Annotated in this window: 18 protein-coding genes, 1 tRNA gene and 1 pseudogene; 17 read left to right on the top strand and 3 right to left on the bottom strand. The window is 57.9% G+C overall.

What is annotated here, in order from left to right; translation table 11 throughout:
• The 11 genes and pseudogenes from F2P46_RS34300 to F2P46_RS34250 all read left to right on the top strand — a co-directional run.
• Window positions 1-241: pseudogene (locus tag F2P46_RS34300) on the top strand (elongation factor Tu); the annotation flags it as partial.
• 106 nt (window positions 242-347) lie between these two features.
• Window positions 348-423: transfer RNA gene (locus F2P46_RS34295), tRNA-Trp, on the top strand.
• 34 nt (window positions 424-457) lie between these two features.
• Entirely contained in the window at window positions 458-844 is a 387-nt protein-coding gene (gene secE / locus F2P46_RS34290; RefSeq protein ID WP_126077281.1) for a preprotein translocase subunit SecE, read from the top strand.
• Window position 845: 1 nt separating this feature from the next.
• Window positions 846-1,475, top strand: coding sequence for a transcription termination/antitermination protein NusG (nusG, locus tag F2P46_RS34285; RefSeq protein WP_166898804.1), 630 nt, complete (start codon window positions 846-848; stop codon window positions 1,473-1,475).
• Between the two features lie 225 nt (window positions 1,476-1,700).
• Complete coding sequence (rplK, locus tag F2P46_RS34280) at window positions 1,701-2,132, top strand: 50S ribosomal protein L11 (protein WP_054265745.1); 432 nt, start codon at window positions 1,701-1,703, stop codon at window positions 2,130-2,132.
• On the top strand, window positions 2,132-2,827 hold the full coding sequence (gene rplA, locus F2P46_RS34275) for a 50S ribosomal protein L1 (protein ID WP_166880641.1): 696 nt from the start codon (window positions 2,132-2,134) through the stop codon (window positions 2,825-2,827). The genes rplK and rplA overlap by 1 nt, the downstream gene beginning before the upstream one ends.
• A gap of 265 nt (window positions 2,828-3,092) precedes the next feature.
• Window positions 3,093-3,638 carry a 50S ribosomal protein L10 gene (gene rplJ / locus F2P46_RS34270; RefSeq protein WP_166898802.1) on the top strand — a complete coding sequence of 182 codons (546 nt, stop codon included), beginning with the start codon at window positions 3,093-3,095 and terminating at the stop codon, window positions 3,636-3,638.
• A gap of 110 nt (window positions 3,639-3,748) precedes the next feature.
• Window positions 3,749-4,123 carry a 50S ribosomal protein L7/L12 gene (gene rplL, locus F2P46_RS34265; RefSeq protein ID WP_166898800.1) on the top strand — a complete coding sequence of 125 codons (375 nt, stop codon included), beginning with the start codon at window positions 3,749-3,751 and terminating at the stop codon, window positions 4,121-4,123.
• 254 nt (window positions 4,124-4,377) lie between these two features.
• Window positions 4,378-8,484, top strand: coding sequence for a DNA-directed RNA polymerase subunit beta (rpoB, locus tag F2P46_RS34260; protein WP_166898798.1), 4,107 nt, complete (start codon window positions 4,378-4,380; stop codon window positions 8,482-8,484).
• Window positions 8,485-8,646: 162 nt separating this feature from the next.
• The gene (gene rpoC, locus F2P46_RS34255) at window positions 8,647-12,882 is read left to right on the top strand and encodes a DNA-directed RNA polymerase subunit beta' (RefSeq protein WP_166898796.1); all 4,236 of its coding nucleotides are present in this window, start codon (window positions 8,647-8,649) and stop codon (window positions 12,880-12,882) included.
• Between the two features lie 115 nt (window positions 12,883-12,997).
• On the top strand, window positions 12,998-13,261 hold the full coding sequence (locus tag F2P46_RS34250) for a transposase (protein ID WP_166898794.1): 264 nt from the start codon (window positions 12,998-13,000) through the stop codon (window positions 13,259-13,261).
• A gap of 239 nt (window positions 13,262-13,500) precedes the next feature.
• Here F2P46_RS34250 and F2P46_RS34245 read toward each other — a convergent pair whose 3' ends face one another.
• Window positions 13,501-13,938, bottom strand: a complete 438-nt coding sequence (locus tag F2P46_RS34245) for a hypothetical protein (protein ID WP_166898793.1) — start codon at window positions 13,936-13,938, stop codon at window positions 13,501-13,503.
• Window positions 13,935-14,246 carry a lysozyme gene (locus tag F2P46_RS38930; RefSeq protein ID WP_166898791.1) on the bottom strand — a complete coding sequence of 104 codons (312 nt, stop codon included), beginning with the start codon at window positions 14,244-14,246 and terminating at the stop codon, window positions 13,935-13,937. The genes F2P46_RS34245 and F2P46_RS38930 overlap by 4 nt, the downstream gene beginning before the upstream one ends.
• Window positions 14,247-14,977: 731 nt before the next feature.
• Here F2P46_RS38930 and F2P46_RS34235 point away from each other — a divergent pair.
• From F2P46_RS34235 to F2P46_RS34220, 4 genes are read left to right on the top strand one after another with little or no spacing between them, the layout of a single operon-like run.
• Window positions 14,978-15,145: a hypothetical protein gene (locus F2P46_RS34235; RefSeq protein WP_166898790.1), complete on the top strand. Its 168-nt coding sequence runs from the start codon at window positions 14,978-14,980 to the stop codon at window positions 15,143-15,145.
• Window positions 15,142-15,576 (top strand): hypothetical protein, encoded by a 435-nt coding sequence (locus tag F2P46_RS34230; RefSeq protein ID WP_166898788.1) that lies wholly within the window; start codon window positions 15,142-15,144, stop codon window positions 15,574-15,576. Before F2P46_RS34235 ends, F2P46_RS34230 begins: the two co-directional genes overlap by 4 nt.
• Window positions 15,577-15,629: 53 nt before the next feature.
• Window positions 15,630-16,022, top strand: a complete 393-nt coding sequence (locus F2P46_RS34225) for a hypothetical protein (RefSeq protein WP_166898786.1) — start codon at window positions 15,630-15,632, stop codon at window positions 16,020-16,022.
• A gap of 45 nt (window positions 16,023-16,067) precedes the next feature.
• Complete coding sequence (locus F2P46_RS34220; protein WP_166898784.1) at window positions 16,068-16,592, top strand: murein L,D-transpeptidase family protein; 525 nt, start codon at window positions 16,068-16,070, stop codon at window positions 16,590-16,592.
• Here F2P46_RS34220 and F2P46_RS34215 read toward each other — a convergent pair.
• Window positions 16,589-17,479: a LysR family transcriptional regulator gene (locus tag F2P46_RS34215; protein WP_166898783.1), complete on the bottom strand. Its 891-nt coding sequence runs from the start codon at window positions 17,477-17,479 to the stop codon at window positions 16,589-16,591. The two genes, F2P46_RS34220 and F2P46_RS34215, sit on opposite strands and share 4 nt — an antisense overlap.
• Before the next feature lie 105 nt (window positions 17,480-17,584).
• On the opposite strand from F2P46_RS34215, the gene F2P46_RS34210 reads away from it, so the two are divergent.
• Window positions 17,585-18,433 carry a pirin family protein gene (locus tag F2P46_RS34210; RefSeq protein WP_166898781.1) on the top strand — a complete coding sequence of 283 codons (849 nt, stop codon included), beginning with the start codon at window positions 17,585-17,587 and terminating at the stop codon, window positions 18,431-18,433.
• Between the two features lie 44 nt (window positions 18,434-18,477).
• Window positions 18,478-18,897 (top strand): DoxX family protein, encoded by a 420-nt coding sequence (locus tag F2P46_RS34205; RefSeq protein ID WP_208296895.1) that lies wholly within the window; start codon window positions 18,478-18,480, stop codon window positions 18,895-18,897.
• Window positions 18,898-19,574: the final 677 nt, after the last annotated feature.

Here is a 19,574-nt window from a genome sequence, read left to right as displayed (position 1 = left end):
CACCCCGTTCTTCAACAACTATCGCCCACAGTTCTACTTCCGTACCACGGACGTGACTGGTTCGATCGAGTTGCCAGCGGACAAAGAAATGGTTATGCCAGGCGATAACGTGTCGATCACCGTCAAGTTGATCAACCCGATCGCGATGGAAGAAGGCCTGCGTTTCGCAATCCGCGAAGGTGGCCGTACCGTTGGTGCAGGTGTTGTTGCAAAGATTCTCAGCGAAGTCGCTGGTAAGTAATTAGTAAGGGCGGGCCCGGACATGCGTCCGGCGCCCCGCCGAAATCAGGGATTGCCATCAGCGGCCGCACGATGGTATAATTTCTGATTCCACTGAAGTTTTACGTAGGGACGTAGCTCAATTGGCAGAGCGTCGGTCTCCAAAACCGAAGGTTGGGGGTTCGATGCCCTCCGTCCCTGCCACCGTTCTGGTGCAGGGCACCGAAAGTAAAAACGTATGTCTAATCAATCCGTGCAAACCGTCAGCACGTCAAACGACAAGTTTAAAGTCGCGCTGGCAGTGGTTGCCGCGATTGCAGGGGTCGTCGGGTTTTTCTACCTGAAAGGCCAAAGTAAACCAGCTTGGATGTGCGCCGTCGCACTCGCGGCTGGTTTAGTTTTTGCCGTCCTGCTTTTGTGGACTTCGTCCAGTGGCCGTGAATTCCTCAGCTTCGCCAAGGAATCGGTTCGCGAGACCAAAAAAGTCGTCTGGCCCGCTCCCAAAGAAGCAATGCAGATCACCGGTATCGTGTTCGCGTTTGTGACCGTCATGGCGCTGTTCCTGTGGGGCACGGATAAGACGATTGAATTTCTGTTGTACGACGTGATCCTGGGTTGGAAATAACATGAGCGAAAATGTGCAAGATGATGCGAGCGCCGCTCCAGTGCCAGGCGAAGAAGTGCCTGCGCAAGAAGCTGTCGCAGCGCTGAGCGTTCCAGTCAGTAACAAGCGCTGGTACGTTGTGCACGCTTATTCCGGCATGGAAAAAAGTGTCATGCGTGCACTGACCGAGCGCGTCGAACGCGCCGGTATGCAAGAACAGTTCGGCCGCATCCTGGTGCCGGTCGAAGAAGTTGTCGAAGTCAAGAATGGCCAGAAGTCGGTTACCGAACGTCGTTTCTTTCCAGGCTATGTGCTGGTTGAAATGGAAATGACGGACGAGACCTGGCACTTGGTCAAGAACACCAGCAAGGTCACCGGCTTTATTGGCGGTAAGTCGAACAAGCCGACGCCGATTCCCGCGCGCGAAATCGACAAGATCATGCAGCAGATGCAAGAAGGCATCGAGAAGCCACGTCCAAAAGTGCTGTACGAAGTGGGCGAGCAAGTGCGTATCAAGGATGGTCCGTTCACCGACTTCAACGGCAACGTCGAAGAAGTCAATTACGAGAAATCCAAAGTGCGCGTGTCGGTGACCATTTTTGGTCGTGCAACGCCGGTCGAACTCGAGTTCGGCCAGGTCGAAAAAGTTTAATACCCGTTGTCCTGAAAGCCGTCATCCCCGCGCAGGCGGGGATCCAAGTTTGGCGCCGTCGTCTACGCAGCTAACTTGGGCCCCCGCCTTCGCGGGGGCGACGGTGGCGGGGCGGCGGTAGCGCCTAATCGGAGCGCCGCGGTGGTTGAGCGAAATCCGGTAAGAGGAGCTCTGCCATGATTGTACCGGCGGGGCGCTACTACTCAATCCAAGATAGGAGCCATCATGGCAAAGAAAATCATTGGTTTTATCAAGCTGCAAGTGCCAGCTGGTAAAGCAAACCCATCCCCACCGATTGGCCCAGCACTGGGTCAGCGCGGCCTGAACATCATGGAATTCTGCAAGGCGTTCAACGCCCAGACCCAGGGTCAAGAGCCAGGTATGCCAATTCCGGTCGTGATCACCGCGTTCGCCGACAAGTCCTTCACGTTCGTGATGAAGACGCCCCCAGCGACCTACCTGATCAAGAAATTCGCCGGCATCACCAAAGGTTCGCCAACGCCACATACCACCAAGGTAGGCAAGCTGACCCGCGCTCAAGCTGAAGAAATCGCTAAAATCAAACAGCCGGATCTGACCGCTGCCGACATGGATGCCGCAGTGCGCATCATCGCCGGTTCCGCTCGTTCGATCGGCATCACGGTGGAGGGTCTGTAATGGCTAAGCTGTCCAAACGCGTTAAAGCAATCAAAGCCAAAGTTGACCGTAACAAGTCCTACGGTTTCGACAATGCAGTCGCTCTGGTGAAAGAATTCGCCACCGCCAAGTTCAACGAATCGATCGACGTATCGGTTCAGCTGGGCGTGGATCCTAAGAAGTCGGATCAAGTCGTGCGCGGCTCCGTCGTTCTGCCAGCAGGCACCGGCAAGACCGTTCGCGTTGCAGTATTTGCAACCGGCGACAAAGCCGAGCAAGCTAAAGCAGCCGGCGCCGACATCGTTGGTATGGAAGACCTGGCTGAGATGGTTAAAGCCGGCAACATGCCTTTCGATATCGTCATCGCTTCGCCAGATACCATGCGTATCGTTGGTACCCTGGGCCAGATCCTGGGACCACGCGGCCTGATGCCTAACCCGAAAGTCGGCACTGTTACTCCTGACGTCGCTACCGCGGTGAAAAACGCGAAAGCCGGCCAGGTCCAGTACCGTACCGACAAGGCAGGTATCATCCACGCAACGATCGGCCGTAAATCGTTCGCTGACGCTGACCTGAAAGCCAACCTGGTTGCGCTGATCGATGCACTGAACAAGGCCAAGCCAACGTCGTCGAAAGGTGTTTACCTGCGTAAGGTTGCACTGTCGTCGACCATGGGCGCCGGCGTTCGCGTCGACCAGGCTTCCCTGGCAGCGTAATAAAGAATTAAGTCCACGGTGCAAACCGTGGCGACTCTTTGGGATGTCCGGGTTGCGAAGCCCTGGCAGACAATCAAAGACCGTTGGGCTGAAGGCAGCAGGCAGGCCGGAGGTTAATAGACCACCCAACGCAGATGGTGCACCCGAGCAAGTTTTGTTAGTCCCGCTGCGTGAATTCATCCGCTCAGTTGTACTTCTAAACGTCGGACGCCGTTGTTCGAACCGATGCAAGGCATTTGCCGCGTATCATTTTAGGAGGTTGACCGTGGGTCTCAATCTGAATGACAAAAAGGCCGTCGTCGCCGAAGTTTCCGCAAAAGTAGCAACTGCGCAAACGATCGTCGTGGCCGAATATCGTGGCATCCAGGTTGGTCACTTGACGCAACTTCGTGCCAAAGCGCGTACCCAGGGTGTGTACCTGCGTGTTCTGAAGAACACGCTGGCTCGCAAATCCGTTGAAGGTACGCAGTTTGCTAACCTGGCCGACTCGATGGTCGGTCCGCTGATCTACTCGATCTCGGATGATGCCGTTGCTGCAGCTAAAGTCATCGCTGACTTTGCTAAAACCAACGACAAACTGGTTATTACCGCAGGTAACTACGCAGGCAAACAGCTGGATAAAGCAGCTGTTGTCGCGTTGGCAAGCATTCCTAGCCGTGAAGTCCTCATCTCCCAGATCCTGGGTCTGATGCTGACGCCGGTGTCGAGCTTTGCACGTGGTCTGGCTGCCCTGGCAGCGAAAAAAGGCGAAGGCGCCGCTCCTGCCGCAGAAGAAACTGCAGCAGCAGAAGAAGCCCCAGCAGCAGCGTAATCGTTCGCGATTACCCTTGCACTTTTTTTAGTCAATACCAATCTATACAACGTATTAGAGGGCATTGCCGCACAGCGGCCCTGTCCTCCACAAAATAAATGGAGTTTCAAATGGCAATCAGCAAAGACGACATCCTGGCAGCAGTTGGCGAAATGTCCGTAATGGACCTGAACGACCTGGTCAAGGCATTCGAAGAAAAATTCGGCGTATCGGCAGCTGCAGTTGCAGTTGCTGGCGGCAGCGGCGGTGCAGCAGCTGTTGAAAAAGAAGAGCAGACCGAATTCAACCTGGTTCTGGCTGATTTCGGCGCGAACAAAGTTGGCGTCATTAAAGCAGTTCGCGAAATCACCGGCCTGGGCTTGAAAGAAGCTAAAGACCTGGTCGATGGCGCACCAAAAACCGTTAAAGAAGCGATCTCGAAAGCTGACGCTGAAGCCGGCAAGAAAAAGCTGGAAGATGCTGGCGCGAAAGCCGAAATCAAGTAATAGCAACAAAGCCTTATTTGGCGTTCAGTTCTGCGCCGGAGTCAAAGCTTGCGGTCCTCCCCCGAAAGGGGGAGGATGCGGCTTTGGCTCTTTTGTCGTCCCTGTCGTATAAGTAACGCTTAAGCAGCACCCGGTAGTATTCGTATTATCTTCTTATCACCTGGCATAAAGTTCGAGACTTGAGGCCTTTCTAGTGCGCGCCCGGCCCTGGAAATTCCTGAATTCTCATCCTTTCTGTCACTCACGGAGTGTCCATGCACTACTCATTTACTGAGAAGAAACGCATTCGCAAGTCATTCGCGAAGCGCGCCAACGTTCACAACGTTCCCTTCCTTCTGGCTACACAGCTCGAATCCTACGAGAATTTCTTGCAAGCGGATACCATCCCGTCGACCCGCAAGAACGACGGCCTGCAGTCGGCTTTCACCTCGATTTTCCCTATCGTGTCGCACAATGGTTTTGCGCGTCTCGAATTCCTGTCGTATGTCCTGGGTGACCCGGCTTTCGACGTCAAGGAATGCCAACAGCGTGGCCTGACGTTCGCGTCGCCGCTGCGCGCCAAGGTGCGCCTGGTGATTCTGGATAAAGAATCGCCGACCAAGCCTGTGGTCAAGGAAATGAAAGAGCAAGAAGTTTACATGGGCGAATTGCCGCTCATGACGACCACCGGCTCGTTCGTCATCAACGGTACCGAGCGTGTCATCGTCTCGCAGCTGCACCGTTCGCCTGGCGTGTTCTTCGAACACGACCGCGGCAAGACCCACTCGTCGGGCAAGCTGCTGTTCTCGGCACGGATCATTCCGTACCGCGGCTCGTGGCTGGACTTCGAGTTCGATCCGAAGGACATCCTGTTCTTCCGCGTCGACCGTCGCCGCAAGATGCCTGTGACGATCCTGCTGAAGGCCATCGGGATGTCGCACGAACAGATCCTGGCGAACTTCTTCGTATTCGACAATTTCAACCTGCGCTCCGAAGGCGCCGAGATGGAATTCGTCGCCGAACGCCTGCGTGGTGAAGTGGCGCGTTTCGACATCGTGGACAAGAGCGGCAAGACCCTGGTGCTGAAAGACAAGCGTATCAACGCCAAGCACGTGCGCGATATCGAAGCGGCCGGCATCAAGCACATTTCGGTGCCAGAAGATTACCTTTTGGGGCGCGTGCTGGCCAAGAACATCGTCGATGCCGATACCGGCGAAGTCATCGCTTCGGCCAACGACGAGTTGACCGAAGACGTGCTCGGCCGCCTGCGCGACGCGTCGGTCAGCGAAATCCAGACCCTGTACACGAACGATCTCGACCAGGGTGGCTACATCTCGCAAACCCTGCGTATCGACGACACCGCCGACCAGATGGCCGCCAAGGTCGCCATCTACCGCATGATGCGTCCAGGCGAGCCGCCAACGGAAGACTCGGTCGAAGCCCTGTTCAACGGCCTGTTCTACAGCCCTGAGCGCTACGACCTGTCGGCCGTCGGCCGCATGAAGTTCAACCGCCGCATCGGCCGTGATGAACTGACCGGCGCCATGACCTTGTCGAACGACGACGTGCTGGCCGTGATCAAGATCCTGGTGGAACTGCGCAATGGTCGCGGCGAAGTCGACGATATCGATCACCTGGGTAACCGTCGCGTACGTTGCGTGGGCGAGCTGGCGGAGAATCAATTCCGCGCCGGCCTGGTGCGCGTTGAGCGCGCCGTCAAGGAACGTCTCGGCCAGGCCGAAGCGGACAACCTGATGCCGCACGACCTGATCAACTCGAAGCCGATTTCGGCCGCGATTCGCGAGTTCTTCGGTTCGTCCCAGCTGTCGCAGTTTATGGACCAGACCAACCCGCTGTCGGAAATCACCCACAAGCGCCGCGTCTCCGCGCTCGGACCTGGTGGTCTGACCCGCGAACGCGCCGGCTTCGAAGTGCGCGACGTGCACCCGACCCACTACGGCCGCGTGTGCCCGATCGAAACGCCAGAGGGACCGAACATTGGTCTGATCAACTCGCTGGCTCTGTTTGCCCGCCTGAACGAATACGGCTTCCTCGAGACGCCGTACCGCAAGGTCGAAAACAGCATGGTCACCGACAAGATCGACTATCTGTCGGCGATCGAAGAAGGCCGCTACATCATCGCCCAGGCGAACGCGACCATCTCGCCCGAAGGCACTTTGTCCGATGAACTGGTGTCCGCACGTGAAGCCGGCGAAACGATCCTGGTCTCGCCGGAGCGCATCCAGTACATGGACGTTGCCCCAGGCCAGATCGTGTCGGTCGCAGCCTCGCTGATTCCGTTCCTCGAACACGATGATGCGAACCGCGCATTGATGGGCGCCAACATGCAGCGCCAGGCCGTTCCTTGCCTGCGCCCTGAAAAAGCGTTTGTCGGTACCGGTATCGAACGCACCGTGGCAGTCGACTCCGGCACCACCGTGCAAGCCTTGCGTGGCGGTGTGGTCGATTACATCGATGCGGGCCGTGTAGTGATTCGCGTCAACGACGACGAAGCACTCGCGGGCGAAGTCGGCGTGGACATCTACAACCTGATCAAGTACACCCGTTCCAACCAGAACACCAACATCAACCAGCGTCCGATCGTGCAGGTCGGTGACCGCGTCGCCAGGCGCGACGTGATCGCCGATGGCGCCTCGACCGACCTGGGCGAACTGGCCCTGGGCCAGAACATGCTGGTGGCATTTATGCCATGGAACGGTCTGAACTTCGAAGATTCGATCCTGATCTCGGAAAACGTCGTGAAAGACGACCGCTACACCTCGATTCACATCGAAGAGTTGTCGGTGGTCGCACGCGATACCAAGCTCGGCGCCGAAGAAATCACGCGCGACATCTCGAACCTGGCTGAGAACCAGCTGGCTCGTCTGGATGAGTCCGGCATCGTCTACATCGGTGCTGAAGTGCAAGCAGGCGACACCCTGGTCGGTAAAGTGACGCCAAAAGGCGAAACCCAGCTGACCCCGGAAGAAAAGCTGCTGCGCGCGATTTTCGGCGAGAAGGCATCGGACGTCAAAGACACCTCGCTGCGCGTGCCTTCGGGCATGGTCGGCACCGTGATCGACGTGCAAGTGTTTACCCGTGAAGGCATCGTCCGCGACAAGCGCGCCCAGCAGATCATCGATGATGAACTCAAGCGTTTCCGCCTCGACCTGAACGACCAGATGCGGATCGTGGAGGGCGATGCCTTCCAGCGTCTGGAAAAAATGCTGATTGGCAAAGTTGTCAATGGCGGCCCTAAAAAGCTGGCCAAGGGTGTGAAGATCACCAAAGAGTACCTCGACGACCTCGACAAGTACCATTGGTTCGATATCCGTCCAGCCGACGACGATGCCGCCACGGCGTTAGAGGCGATCAAGGAATCGATCGCCGAGAAGCGTCACCAGTTCGACCTGGCCTTCGAAGAGAAGCGCAAGAAGTTGACCCAGGGCGATGAACTGCAACCTGGCGTGCAGAAGATGGTCAAAGTCTACCTGGCCGTCAAGCGCCGCCTGCAGTCGGGCGACAAGATGGCCGGTCGTCACGGTAACAAGGGTGTGGTTTCCCGTATCGTGCCGGTCGAAGACATGCCGTACATGGCGGACGGTACCCCGGCCGACATCGTACTGAACCCGCTGGGCGTGCCGTCACGGATGAACGTCGGTCAGATTCTCGAGACCCACTTGGGTTGGGCAGCCAAGGGCCTGGGCCTGCGTATCGGCGAAATGCTGAAAGCGCAAGCCAAGGTCGTGGAAATGCGCAAGTTCCTGAACCTGATCTACAACGAAACCGGCAAGACGGAAGACCTGGACAACTTCAGCGACGACGAGATCATGACCTTGGCGCAAAACCTGAAGAACGGCGTGCCTTTCGCGACGCCTGTGTTCGACGGTGCGCACGAGTCGGAAATCCATCGCATGCTGGACCTGGCGTATCCTGACCATATCGCGACCAAACTCGGCATGACACCGTCGAAGAACCAGGTCACGATGTACGACGGCCGCACCGGCGAAGCGTTCGAGCGCAAGGTAACTGTTGGCTACATGCACGTACTGAAGCTGCACCACTTGGTCGACGACAAGATGCACGCGCGTTCGACCGGTCCTTACTCGCTGGTAACGCAGCAGCCACTGGGCGGTAAAGCCCAGTTCGGTGGCCAGCGTTTCGGTGAGATGGAAGTCTGGGCACTGGAAGCGTACGGCGCATCGTATGTGCTGCAAGAAATGCTGACCGTCAAGTCGGATGACGTGAACGGCCGTACCAAAGTGTACGAAAACCTGGTCAAAGGCGACCATGTGATCGACGCGGGTATGCCGGAATCGTTCAACGTGCTGGTGAAAGAGATTCGTTCGCTGGGTATCGATATCGACCTGGAACGTAACTAATAGGCCAGCGCCCGTCGTCCCCGCCTGCGCCCGTCATCCCCGCGCAGGCGGGGATCCAAGTTTGTGATTCAGCCACGAACTTGGGCCCCCGCCGAGAGCGACCTTGGTCCGGTGGCGACGGCGGAAGTTGCAACATAGAAATTCAATCACCTGGAGTGATACATGAAAGCACTGCTCGATCTATTCAAGCAAGTTCAGCAAAACGAAACGTTCGACGCGATCAAGATTGGTCTGGCGTCGCCTGAAAAAATCCGTTCGTGGTCCTACGGCGAAGTCAAAAAGCCGGAAACCATCAACTATCGTACCTTCAAGCCAGAACGCGACGGTCTGTTCTGCGCCAAGATCTTTGGTCCTATCAAGGACTACGAGTGCCTGTGCGGCAAGTACAAGCGCCTGAAACACCGCGGCGTGATCTGCGAAAAGTGCGGCGTCGAAGTCACGCTGGCCAAGGTGCGCCGTGAGCGCATGGGCCATATCGAACTGGCTTCGCCAACCGCGCACATCTGGTTCCTCAAATCGCTGCCGTCGCGTCTGGGCATGGTCCTCGACATGACCCTGCGCGATATCGAACGCGTTCTGTACTTCGAAGCTTACGTGGTCACCGATCCTGGCATGACCCCGCTCAAGAAGTGCCAGATCATGTCGGAAGACGACTACGCCGCCAAGTACGAAGAGTACGGCGACGACTTCACGGCCTTCATGGGCGCCGAAGGTATCCGTGAACTGCTGCGCTCGATCGACATCCACCGCGATGCCGAAGCCCTGCGCGTGGAACTGAAGGAATCGAAGTCCGAAGCGAAGATCAAGAAATACGCCAAGCGCCTCAAAGTGCTCGAGGCATTCCAGCGTTCGGGCATCAAGCCGGACTGGATGATCATGGAAGTGCTGCCAGTGCTGCCGCCGGAACTGCGTCCGCTGGTACCGCTGGACGGCGGCCGCTTTGCGACCTCCGACCTGAACGACCTGTATCGCCGCGTCATCAACCGTAATAACCGCCTGAAGCGCCTGATGGAATTGCGCGCTCCGGAAATCATTACGCGTAACGAAAAGCGCATGCTGCAAGAAGCGGTCGATTCGCTGCTGGATAACGGCCGTCGCGGTAAAGCGATGACCGGCGCCAACAAGCGTCCGCTCAAGTCGCTCGCTGAAATGATCAAGGGTAAGGGCGGTCGTTTCCGTCAGAACTTGCTGGGCAAGCGCGTCGACTATTCCGGCCGTTCGGTCATCGTGGTCGGTCCTCAGCTCAAACTGCACCAGTGCGGCTTGCCGAAACTGATGGCCCTGGAACTGTTCAAGCCATTCATTTTCAACAAGCTCGAACTGATGGGTCTGGCAACGACGATCAAGGCCGCCAAGAAGCTGGTCGAGATCCAGGAACCGGTCGTGTGGGACATCCTGGAAGACGTGATCCGCGAACATCCGGTCATGCTCAACCGTGCGCCTACGCTGCACCGCCTGGGTATCCAGGCTTTCGAGCCGGTCCTGATTGAAGGCAAGGCCATCCAGCTGCACCCACTCGTCTGCGCGGCGTTCAACGCCGACTTCGACGGTGACCAGATGGCGGTCCACGTTCCTCTGTCGATCGAAGCGCAGATGGAAGCGCGTACCCTGATGCTGGCGTCGAACAACATCCTGTTCCCGTCGAACGGCGAACCGTCGATCGTGCCGTCCCAGGATATCGTGCTTGGTCTGTACTACGCGACCCGCGAAGCGATCAACGCCAAGAACGAAGGCATGCTGTTTACCGACGTTTCGGAAGTGATCCGCGCCTACGACAACAAGGAAGTCGAACTGACGACCCGCATCACCGTGCGTATCGTCGAGAACCCGAAAGATGTCGAGACCGACGAATTCGTGCGCACCGTCACGCGCTACGAAACCACGGTTGGCCGCGCCATCCTGTCCGAAATCCTGCCGAAGGGCCTGCCGTTCTCCGTACTGAACCGCGCCCTGAAGAAGAAAGAGATTTCGAAGCTGATCAACACGTCGTTCCGCAAGTGCGGCCTGCGTGCCACCGTCGTGTTCGCCGACAAGCTGATGCAGTCCGGTTTCCGTCTCGCGACGCGCGCCGGTATCTCGATCTGCGTCGACGACATGCTGGTACCACCACAAAAAGTCACCCTGATCTCCGCTGCGGAGCAGGAAGTCAAACAGATCGAGCAGCAGTACGCGTCCGGTCTGGTCACGGCGGGCGAGCGTTACAACAAGGTCGTCGACATCTGGGGCAAGACCTCGGACGAAGTCGGCAAGGCGATGATGGACCAGTTGAAAGTAGAAGATGTCGTGAAGCGCGACGGAACGAAATCAACGCAGGAATCGTTCAACGCGATTTACATGATGGCCGACTCGGGCGCGCGCGGTTCGGCAGCCCAGATTCGCCAGTTGGCTGGTATGCGAGGCCTGATGGCCAAGCCGGATGGTTCGATTATCGAAACGCCGATTACCGCGAACTTCCGCGAAGGTCTGAACGTGTTGCAGTACTTCATTTCGACCCACGGCGCTCGTAAAGGTCTGGCCGATACGGCACTGAAAACGGCGAACTCGGGTTACCTGACCCGCCGCCTGGTCGACGTGACCCAGGATCTGGTTGTGATCGAGGACGATTGCGGCACCACCAACGGCGCGCTGATGAAGGCGATGGTCGAAGGCGGTGAAGTCATCGAGCCGCTGCGCGACCGTATCCTCGGCCGTGTCAACGTGCATGATGTCGTCAATCCTGAAACCCAGGAAACCCTGTACGAATCGGGCACCCTGCTCGACGAAGACATGGTCGAAGAAATCGAACGCCTGTCGATCGATGAAGTCAAGGTGCGCACGCCGCTCACTTGCGAAACGCGCTTCGGCCTGTGCGCCAAGTGCTATGGCCGCGACCTCGGCCGCGGCATGATGGTCAACGCTGGCGAAGCGGTTGGTGTTGTCGCAGCGCAGTCGATTGGTGAGCCGGGTACCCAGCTGACCATGCGTACCTTCCACATTGGTGGTGCGGCATCGCGTGCGGCAGTGGCCTCGTCGGTGGAAGCGAAGTCGAACGGTACCATCCGTTTCACCGCGACCATGCGTTACGTTACCAATGGCAAGGGCGCCCAGATCGTCATTTCCCGTTCCGGCGAAGTGCTGATCACGGACGACCATGGCCGTGAGCGCGAGCGTCATAAAGTGCCGTACGGCGCGACCCTGATCGTCAAGGATGGCATGGTCATCAAGGCCGGTACGGCCCTGGCAACCTGGGATCCGCTGACCCGTCCGATCATTACCGAGTATGCCGGTACGGTTCGCTTCGAAAACGTCGAAGAAGGCGTCACCGTGGCCCGTCAGGTCGATGAAGTGACCGGTCTGGCAACCTTGGTGGCGATCGATGCCAAGCGTCGCGGTTCGCTGACCAAAACGCTGCGTCCGCAAGTGAAGCTGCTCAACGACGTCAACGAAGAAGTCAAGATTGCCGGCACCGAACACTCGGTGGCGATCGGCTTCCAGGTCGGCGCGCTGATCATGGTCAAGGACGGTCAATCGGTATCGGTCGGCGAAGTGCTGGCACGTATCCCGACCGAATCGCAGAAAACGCGCGACATTACCGGTGGTCTGCCACGGGTTGCCGAGCTGTTCGAAGCGCGTTCGCCGAAAGACGCCGGCATGCTGGCGGAAGTCACGGGTACGGTTGCGTTTGGTAAAGAAACCAAAGGCAAGCAGCGTCTGGAAATCACGGACATGGACGGCAACAAGCACGAGTTCCTGATCACCAAGGACAAGCAAGTGCTGGTACACGACGGCCAGGTAGTGAACAAGGGCGAGATGATCGTGGACGGCCCGGCCGATCCGCAAGACATCCTGCGTCTGCTGGGTATCGAAGCGCTGGCGCGTTACATCGTTGACGAAGTGCAGGACGTGTACCGTCTGCAGGGCGTGAAGATTAACGACAAGCACATCGAAGTGATCGTGCGCCAGATGCTGCGCCGCGTGCAGATCGTGGAAGCGGGCGATGCGAACTACATCGTCGGCGAACAGGTCGAGCGTTCGGAGCTGCTGGACGAAAACGATCGCGTGATCGCTGCCGGCAAGATCCCTGCAACGTACGAAAACGTGCTGCTGGGTATTACCAAGGCATCGCTGTCGACCGATTCGTTCATCTCGGCCGCATCGTTCCAGGAAACCACCCGCGTGCTGACGGAAGCGGCGATCATGGGCAAGCGCGACGGTCTGCGCGGCCTGAAAGAGAACGTCATCGTCGGCCGCCTGATTCCTGGCGGTACCGGTCTGGCCTTCCACCGCGCCAAGAAGGAAAAAGAGGCGTGGGAAGTGGAAGAGCGCAAGGCGCTGTTGGATGCTGAAAAAGCCAACATGGCAACCGAGCTGCAAGCCATGGAAGACAACACGGCGGCACAGCACAGCGACGAAGCGTAATCTAGCTTAAGCGCACACGAAAACGGCACCGAGGAGCAATCCCGGTGCCGTTTTTTTGTCAATGACCAGAACGCTGTGCGCTAAGCTAATGAACTCGAATGATGAAAGCACCACCATGTTCGGATCACTCCTGGACAACAAGGGTACGCTCGACAAATACACCGGCGACGGTGGAATTGATGCGTGCGCTGTGATGCAGTTGTCGGACGAGGCGATCTGGCTGGCGACGGCGGCGGACATGCGCCGTTTGCATCGTGGCCAGTTCGTCTGGCTGGAGGCGGACGAGGCATGCTGGCAGATGAGCGCCGAACAATGGCAGTGGCCGGTGTGGACTGGCAGCCGCCTGTGTGCATCAGCTCCAGCGCAGTGGCGCGTGTGAGGACGCAAGCTGTCGCGCTGGTAAACGTGGGACATGCCCTGTAAGCGACATGGCATCAACCCGCTAGGCGCACTCGCCGCCACCAACATCGACCCGGCGCTGCTGGTGAAGGTTCAGGCCTAACTTGGGCGCAAGGCTGAACTGGAAAAAGTTGTCCAGGAGCGGCAACGCCAGGGCGCGCGGTCAGGACCGCCGAAGGACGGGCCGGACTTGAGCTGCTGAGCCGCTGAGTTGCATATCTATTTCTTGATTCGTACTGCCTCGAAGAAAACGCCATCCTCTGCAATCATAATATGGTTTTTTCGAATGGGATAAAGAAAATTGCATTTCGCATCAATAATTGTTACCGGGTTGGGCAAAGGAGTATCAGTGACATCAGCGCGCCATTCGCGATCAAAGTACTTATCGACATCTTCGACACTTCGGCTATAGGGTGGATGCAAACAAGTTCTTCCGTTAAAAACAAATTTGTCAGCATTGATTATTGCGATTTTCCCTATGTACAAACGTGCTTTATGCTCCGATAAACTACTGATTCCCCCGCCCATTATCGACTTTATCTTCCAAAGACCATAGATGTCATCATTTATATCCTTTGCATTTGCGCTTCCTGCGATTGATAAAAAAAATGCCAGCGCCAAAAGACGCCTGATCAATGTCACTAACGAGGTCTTCATTTCTTTTCCCGAAATGGTGCGCTTTCCTCTTTTCTGCGGGACACTAGTCCCTTTAATAAAACCATAACAGACTTCCCATTTTTCTTGGTCCTGCCGTATACCTCGCTAGAAATTCGATTTGCTGCTCCATCAAAGTCACCCGCGTTCACAAGGTCAAACACAGGGGTCGCACCGGTGCTTCCCCTGTTGAACGTGAAGCTCACCAGCGCATCAAATTGTTCTTGTGTCAGATCTACGGTGACGCGTCGCTCTACCGTTCGCTCAGCCTCCTGGACTCTGGATGAGAACTCAGCCTCGACTTGGACCACAGTGACTGGTCTCGCCAGTTCTTCAGCAGTACATGGGCCGCGGTGCTCGAGTATCCCGATGCCTCAGGAACAGTTGCCACGACCTGGGCCCATATCATCGTAATATTTCATGACGGGTTTTTCATGCTGCCGCATTTTTACTCGCGCCATGTTGCTCATTTTAATCGATTTCTCCAAGTGATGATTGCCAAATTAGACTATTTTGTTAGCAGACAATCTCGGCTATCAGGTATGTTGACTGCAGCACCGCCGCCGAATTTTTTGCGCGTATTTTCACTTTAAGCCAGAAAAGTTAAATCAAATATGTCCAATGAATACATTTTCGATTTCAATATAGTTAACAGGTTTTTCCTGACCATCTGCTCGCCTGAATTCGACCATTTATAGATAAACTCCGGTTATCATATCAAATTTTCAGACTTGTAGATTATGCAATGTAAAATTCTTGTGTGTCCAATTGTTGCCCTGTATTCGGCATCGTGATCGACGTCGTTCTGTGACATGCCGACCAGCGCGGCCTGGGCGATGTAGTCGCGGGCACCCGCGTGGTCGATCCTACGCCAGGCGGCACCTGCCCGATGCTGAGCTGTAAGGCGTGCCGGAATAGCCGGCAGCAGCGCAATCTGGGTTGCGTTCCGCATTCGCCAAATGGTAAGGTGTGCCTTATCGTTCCAATAACATTGGAAAACCGACAGTCTGCTGTCACGTGTCAAATTCCAAGGCTCACTTCCATGCATCAACTCGCACAGCATCAGCAAGAGCGTCATCTCATCTCGGTTTCCCGCAGCGGCATTGATAATCATTCCATGGAAGCGATTGCCCTGGAAGCCTCCGAAGAAGGTGTGCTGCTTCAATATCAAGAGGTCAACGCAGCGGCAGTCGAAATGCAGTGGCCATGACCATGACCATGACCGCCTACCGCTTTCGCCTGCTTCTGTGCCTGCACTTCATCCTGGAGACCGCCCTGGCCGTCGCCGTCGCCTATACCCCCAACCTCATCTCGCCCCAATTGCAGGCGGCATTGGACGCCGAACCAGTACATTGGAGCATGGGAAATGTGGCGCTGAACCTGTCGCTATCTCTTTTCTTAGGCGTCTGTTCCATGGCAGGGCTGATCGGCATGTTCATGTTCAAATCGTGGGGCCGGACCTTGTCGCTCGTGACCACGGTGGCTTTCATGACCGTGATGTTCGTCCCGGGAGCGGCAGTCATGTCATGGCTCGATTACGTGCTCGCGGAACTGCTTTCAATGCTCTGGGGCGCCATTTTGGCACTGGCCTATTTTTCGCCCATCAGCAGCCTTTTTTCCTCCACGCGTTCACCGGCCTGAGCCGCGCGTCCACCGGCTTCCCCCACGCCACAGTGCCCTCCATGCCACTTCACATGCCGCTGTATGCCAGGCTTGCCCAATACTTTCTGTTCGCGGTCCTGGCGTATCTGGCCGCCTGGTCGGGATGGACCTTTGTAGCCGATACAGACAATGTGATCATGCTGGTTTTCTTTATCTGGCTGTGTGCCACCATCGTCGGCCTGTACCGGCGCGTGGCATGGGGCCGTTTCTACGTCTCCTGCCTGAGCGTGATGGCGGCAATGCTATTGTCATTGTCGACCATTCCGCTATACGAACCGCCGGTGCGCGACACCATCCTTCACCAGATGCTCATGTTTCCAATATGGGGAGCGTGGCTGTGCATTGTGACCCTCGCGATACTCATTCTGATGCCCGCATTCCTGATCGGCATACGCAAAGACTGGTTCCGCAGCGCGTGGTGGTAACGCACCCGATACGATAATTCCCCACAATGAATGAACGAGACAACCATGTTTAATCGAACTGGACGGGCCGCATCGGTGGCCCTGATGCTATGCGCGCTGTCCGTCCCCGCGTGGGCGGCACAAATCACCGTCTTCAAATCCAAGCGCCTCCTGGAGTACAAGGCCGACGGCGTCACGCGCACCTACAAGATCGGCCTGGGCGGCTCGCCCGTTGGCCACAAGCTGCGCCAGGGCGACCGCAAGACGCCGGAGGGAAGCTACGTCATCACGCATAAAAATCCGCAGAGCCAGTACTACCTCTCGCTCGGCATCAGCTACCCCAACCTGAACGACGCCACGCGCGCCCGCCAGTCCGGCGTAATCTCAAACGCGCAGTACGCCGCCATCGACGCCGCCATCAGGCAGGGCCGCGCGCCCTCCCAGCATACGCCGCTCGGTGGCGATGTTTTCATTCACGGCAAAGGCGCCGGCAGCGACTGGACCCTGGGCTGCGTGGCCCTCGACGACAAGCAGATGCGCGAACTGTACGACCTGGTGCGCCCGGGCGACAAGGTCGACATTCGCCCTTAGCCCTGTTTCAGCTGGTCGATGAACCAGCGCCCGGCGCGGCCCGGCGGATTGTCCGCCAGATGGATCGCATGCATCGAAAAACCCGGGCCGGCCGTGGCGAACATTTCCAGCTGGATCGTCACCAGCGCGCCGATGGCAATATCGGCCTCGACCATGTGCAGCGGCATATGTCCCCAGCCCAGCCCGGCGCGCAGGAACGCATGCTTCGCGCCCAGGTCGGCCAGACGCCAGACCTGGGTCGACGCCACCCCAAAATTGCGTCCCGCCGTCAGTGTCGAACGGTCCGTCAGCACCAGCTGGATCTGCTCGGCTGCGGCGGCGCGCGGCACCATGCCTTTCAGCGCCGCCAGCGGATGCGTGGGCGCCACCACCGTCACCGCCGACACGCTCAGCAGAAATTCGGACGCGCAGCCGGCCGGAATCTCGGGCAGCGAGCCGATCACCGCGACCCGGCAATGGCCATCGAGCAAAGGTTGCAGCACCGCGCCCAGCGCCTCCACGTACAGCCGCAGTGGCGTCGACGGAAACGCCTGGTGAAAGGCCTGCACCGCGCGCGTCAGGTGCGCGATCGGATACATGACATCGACCGCCACGGCCAGCTCGGGTTCCAGCCCCTCCGCCAGGCTGCGCGCCTTGGCCTTGAACTCATCCATGCTGTGGGCCGCCGCGCGCGCCAGCTCCAGCAAGGCACGGCCCGCCTCGGTCAGCTGCGGATAACGCCCGGTCCGCTCGAACAGCGCAAACCCCACCTGCGCCTCCAGATTGGCCAGGGTCGTGCTCACCACCGACTGCGCGCGCCGCAACTTGCGCCCGGCCGCCGAAAAACTCCCTTCCTCGGCTGCGGCAATGAAGGTGCGCAACTGGTCCATCGACATCCCGTCCAGCATATATCTATTCCTTGGATACTATCAATCTAATTATATAGGCTTCTTGGATGGGTGAAGGAGGCATAAGATTCACTCATGCACTACCAACCAACACCGGAGGACGCCATGAACATGAATCAATCGCAACTCAATCAAACCGCAGTAGCCCAACGTCAACTGGCAGCACGTTCTGCCGGCCACAGCCGTGGCGGCATCAACCGCCTGGTCAGCCCTGGCGATATCGGCCAGTTGATCAAGCCGTTCGTCTTCCTCGACCTGTTCCAGCTCGGCGCCAACGGCAGCAACATGGGCATGCACCCCCACTCGGGCATCGCCACCGTCACCGTGGTGCTCGACGGTGCCATCGCCTACACCGAAACCACCGGCAGCGAAGGCGTGCTGCCCACCGGCGGGGTGGAGTGGATGAGCGCCGGCGGCGGCGTCTGGCACGACGGCGGCGCGGTTCCCGGCCAGCCTGTCACCGGCTTCCAGCTCTGGCTGGCGCTGCCGGAAGAAGATGAAAACGGCCCCGCGCAAAGCCAGTACCTGGCGCCGCAGCAAGTGCAGAGCCATGGCCCGGCCCGCGTCATCATCGGCAACCATGGCGACGCCAGCAGCCTGATTCGCCCACGCGCCCCGATCAACTATTTGCACGTCACACTGGCCGACGGCGAACAATGGACCTACACGCCGCCCGCCGGCCACGACGTGGCTTGGGTCTCAGTCGCCAGCGGCGCGCTGCAAACAGCGGGCACCGTCGTCAAGCGCGAAGTGGCGGTGTTCGAAGAAGGCGAGGGTGCAATCAACTTTGTGGCCCAGGGCCGGACCGAATTCGTGCTCGGCTCCGCCCCCAAGCATCCGCATGAACTGGTCACCGGCAACTACTCGGTGCACACCAATGCGCAAGCGCTGGCCAGGGGCGAGAAAGAAATCGATCGTATTGGCGCCCAGCTGCGTGCGGCAAAACTGATGTAAGTGCTGTACCCAACAATCTGACTACGTTATTAAAAGGACTTACCATGAACACCACCACCAACAATACTTCCGTCATCCCCTTCATCGGCCGCGTGCTGCTGGCAGCGATCTTCATCTTCAGCGCGCTCGGCAAAATCATGGCGCCGGGAGCCACCATTGGCTATATCGAGGCCATGGGCCTGCCGCTCGCCTCGGCCGGCCTGGTCATCGCGATCGCGGTCGAACTGGTGGGCGGCCTGTTGCTCGCCTTGGGCATCAAAACCCGGTTGGTGGCCTTGGGCCTGGCGTTGTTTTCGATCGTGACCGGGCTGGTGTTCCACCATGCGATCGGCGACCAGAACCAGTTGATTCACCTGCTGAAAAACCTGGCGATGGCCGGTGGCTTGCTGCAAGTGGTGGCCTTTGGCGCCGGTGCGTACAGCCTCGATAACAAAGCGGCTCGCCCGGCTGGTCACCTTGCCTGATGTTGCGGGACCTACCGCCGGTGCCAGGTCTGACAAACGGACACGAACTGAGCTGGGAATAGCAGCTGGGCTCGTGTCCGAATGTCAGACCTGACACCGGATGGGGAGACACCGGATGGGGACCACAGTCCTGGCGGCTCACGCCGGTTGCGCAGGTGCGCTCAATTCATCGGGCGCCGCCGCTGGGTGATGTCCGGCATCGTGAAGATTGTTTTCCGCTACAATCCTTGCCGCCGGCCCGCAAGCTTGCAGCCGGCATTGACATGAACGGAGTGTTACATGCGAAAAGACCCCAACGCCTGTTGCCCGCTCCACGCCGTCCCACTTCGTGAAGGATGCGTGATCATTTCTTTTGGCACGTATAGCTTTGGCGACGCATTCATCCAGGCCCAACGTCACTTTTTCCCCAAGGCCGGATTCTGCGCCTGGCAGAGCTATGCGATGCAAGCAGAGAACAAAATTGTCTGCCCCGTACAGTACTGCAGCGCATGCCGCCGGGCTCAACTGTTGTGGGAGAAGGAAAACTCATCGGTAACGTGGTTGCCGCCAACGCTAGCAGCCTGTCGGACTTGGGGAGTCGAAGCGAAAAAATAGCTGGGCGAGGCCAGATTTTGACGATTTCGCAGTGCCAATAGCGAGCTATTGGCCGAGAAAGCGGCGAAATATGGACCGTCCCA

It is taken from the genome of Massilia sp. CCM 8734 (assembly GCF_011682155.1).
In the GTDB taxonomy this organism is placed as follows: domain Bacteria; phylum Pseudomonadota; class Gammaproteobacteria; order Burkholderiales; family Burkholderiaceae_D; genus Telluria_A; species Telluria_A rubra.
The sequence above is the reverse complement of the archived record's forward strand: the minus strand, read 5'-3'. Positions and strand labels throughout refer to the sequence as shown.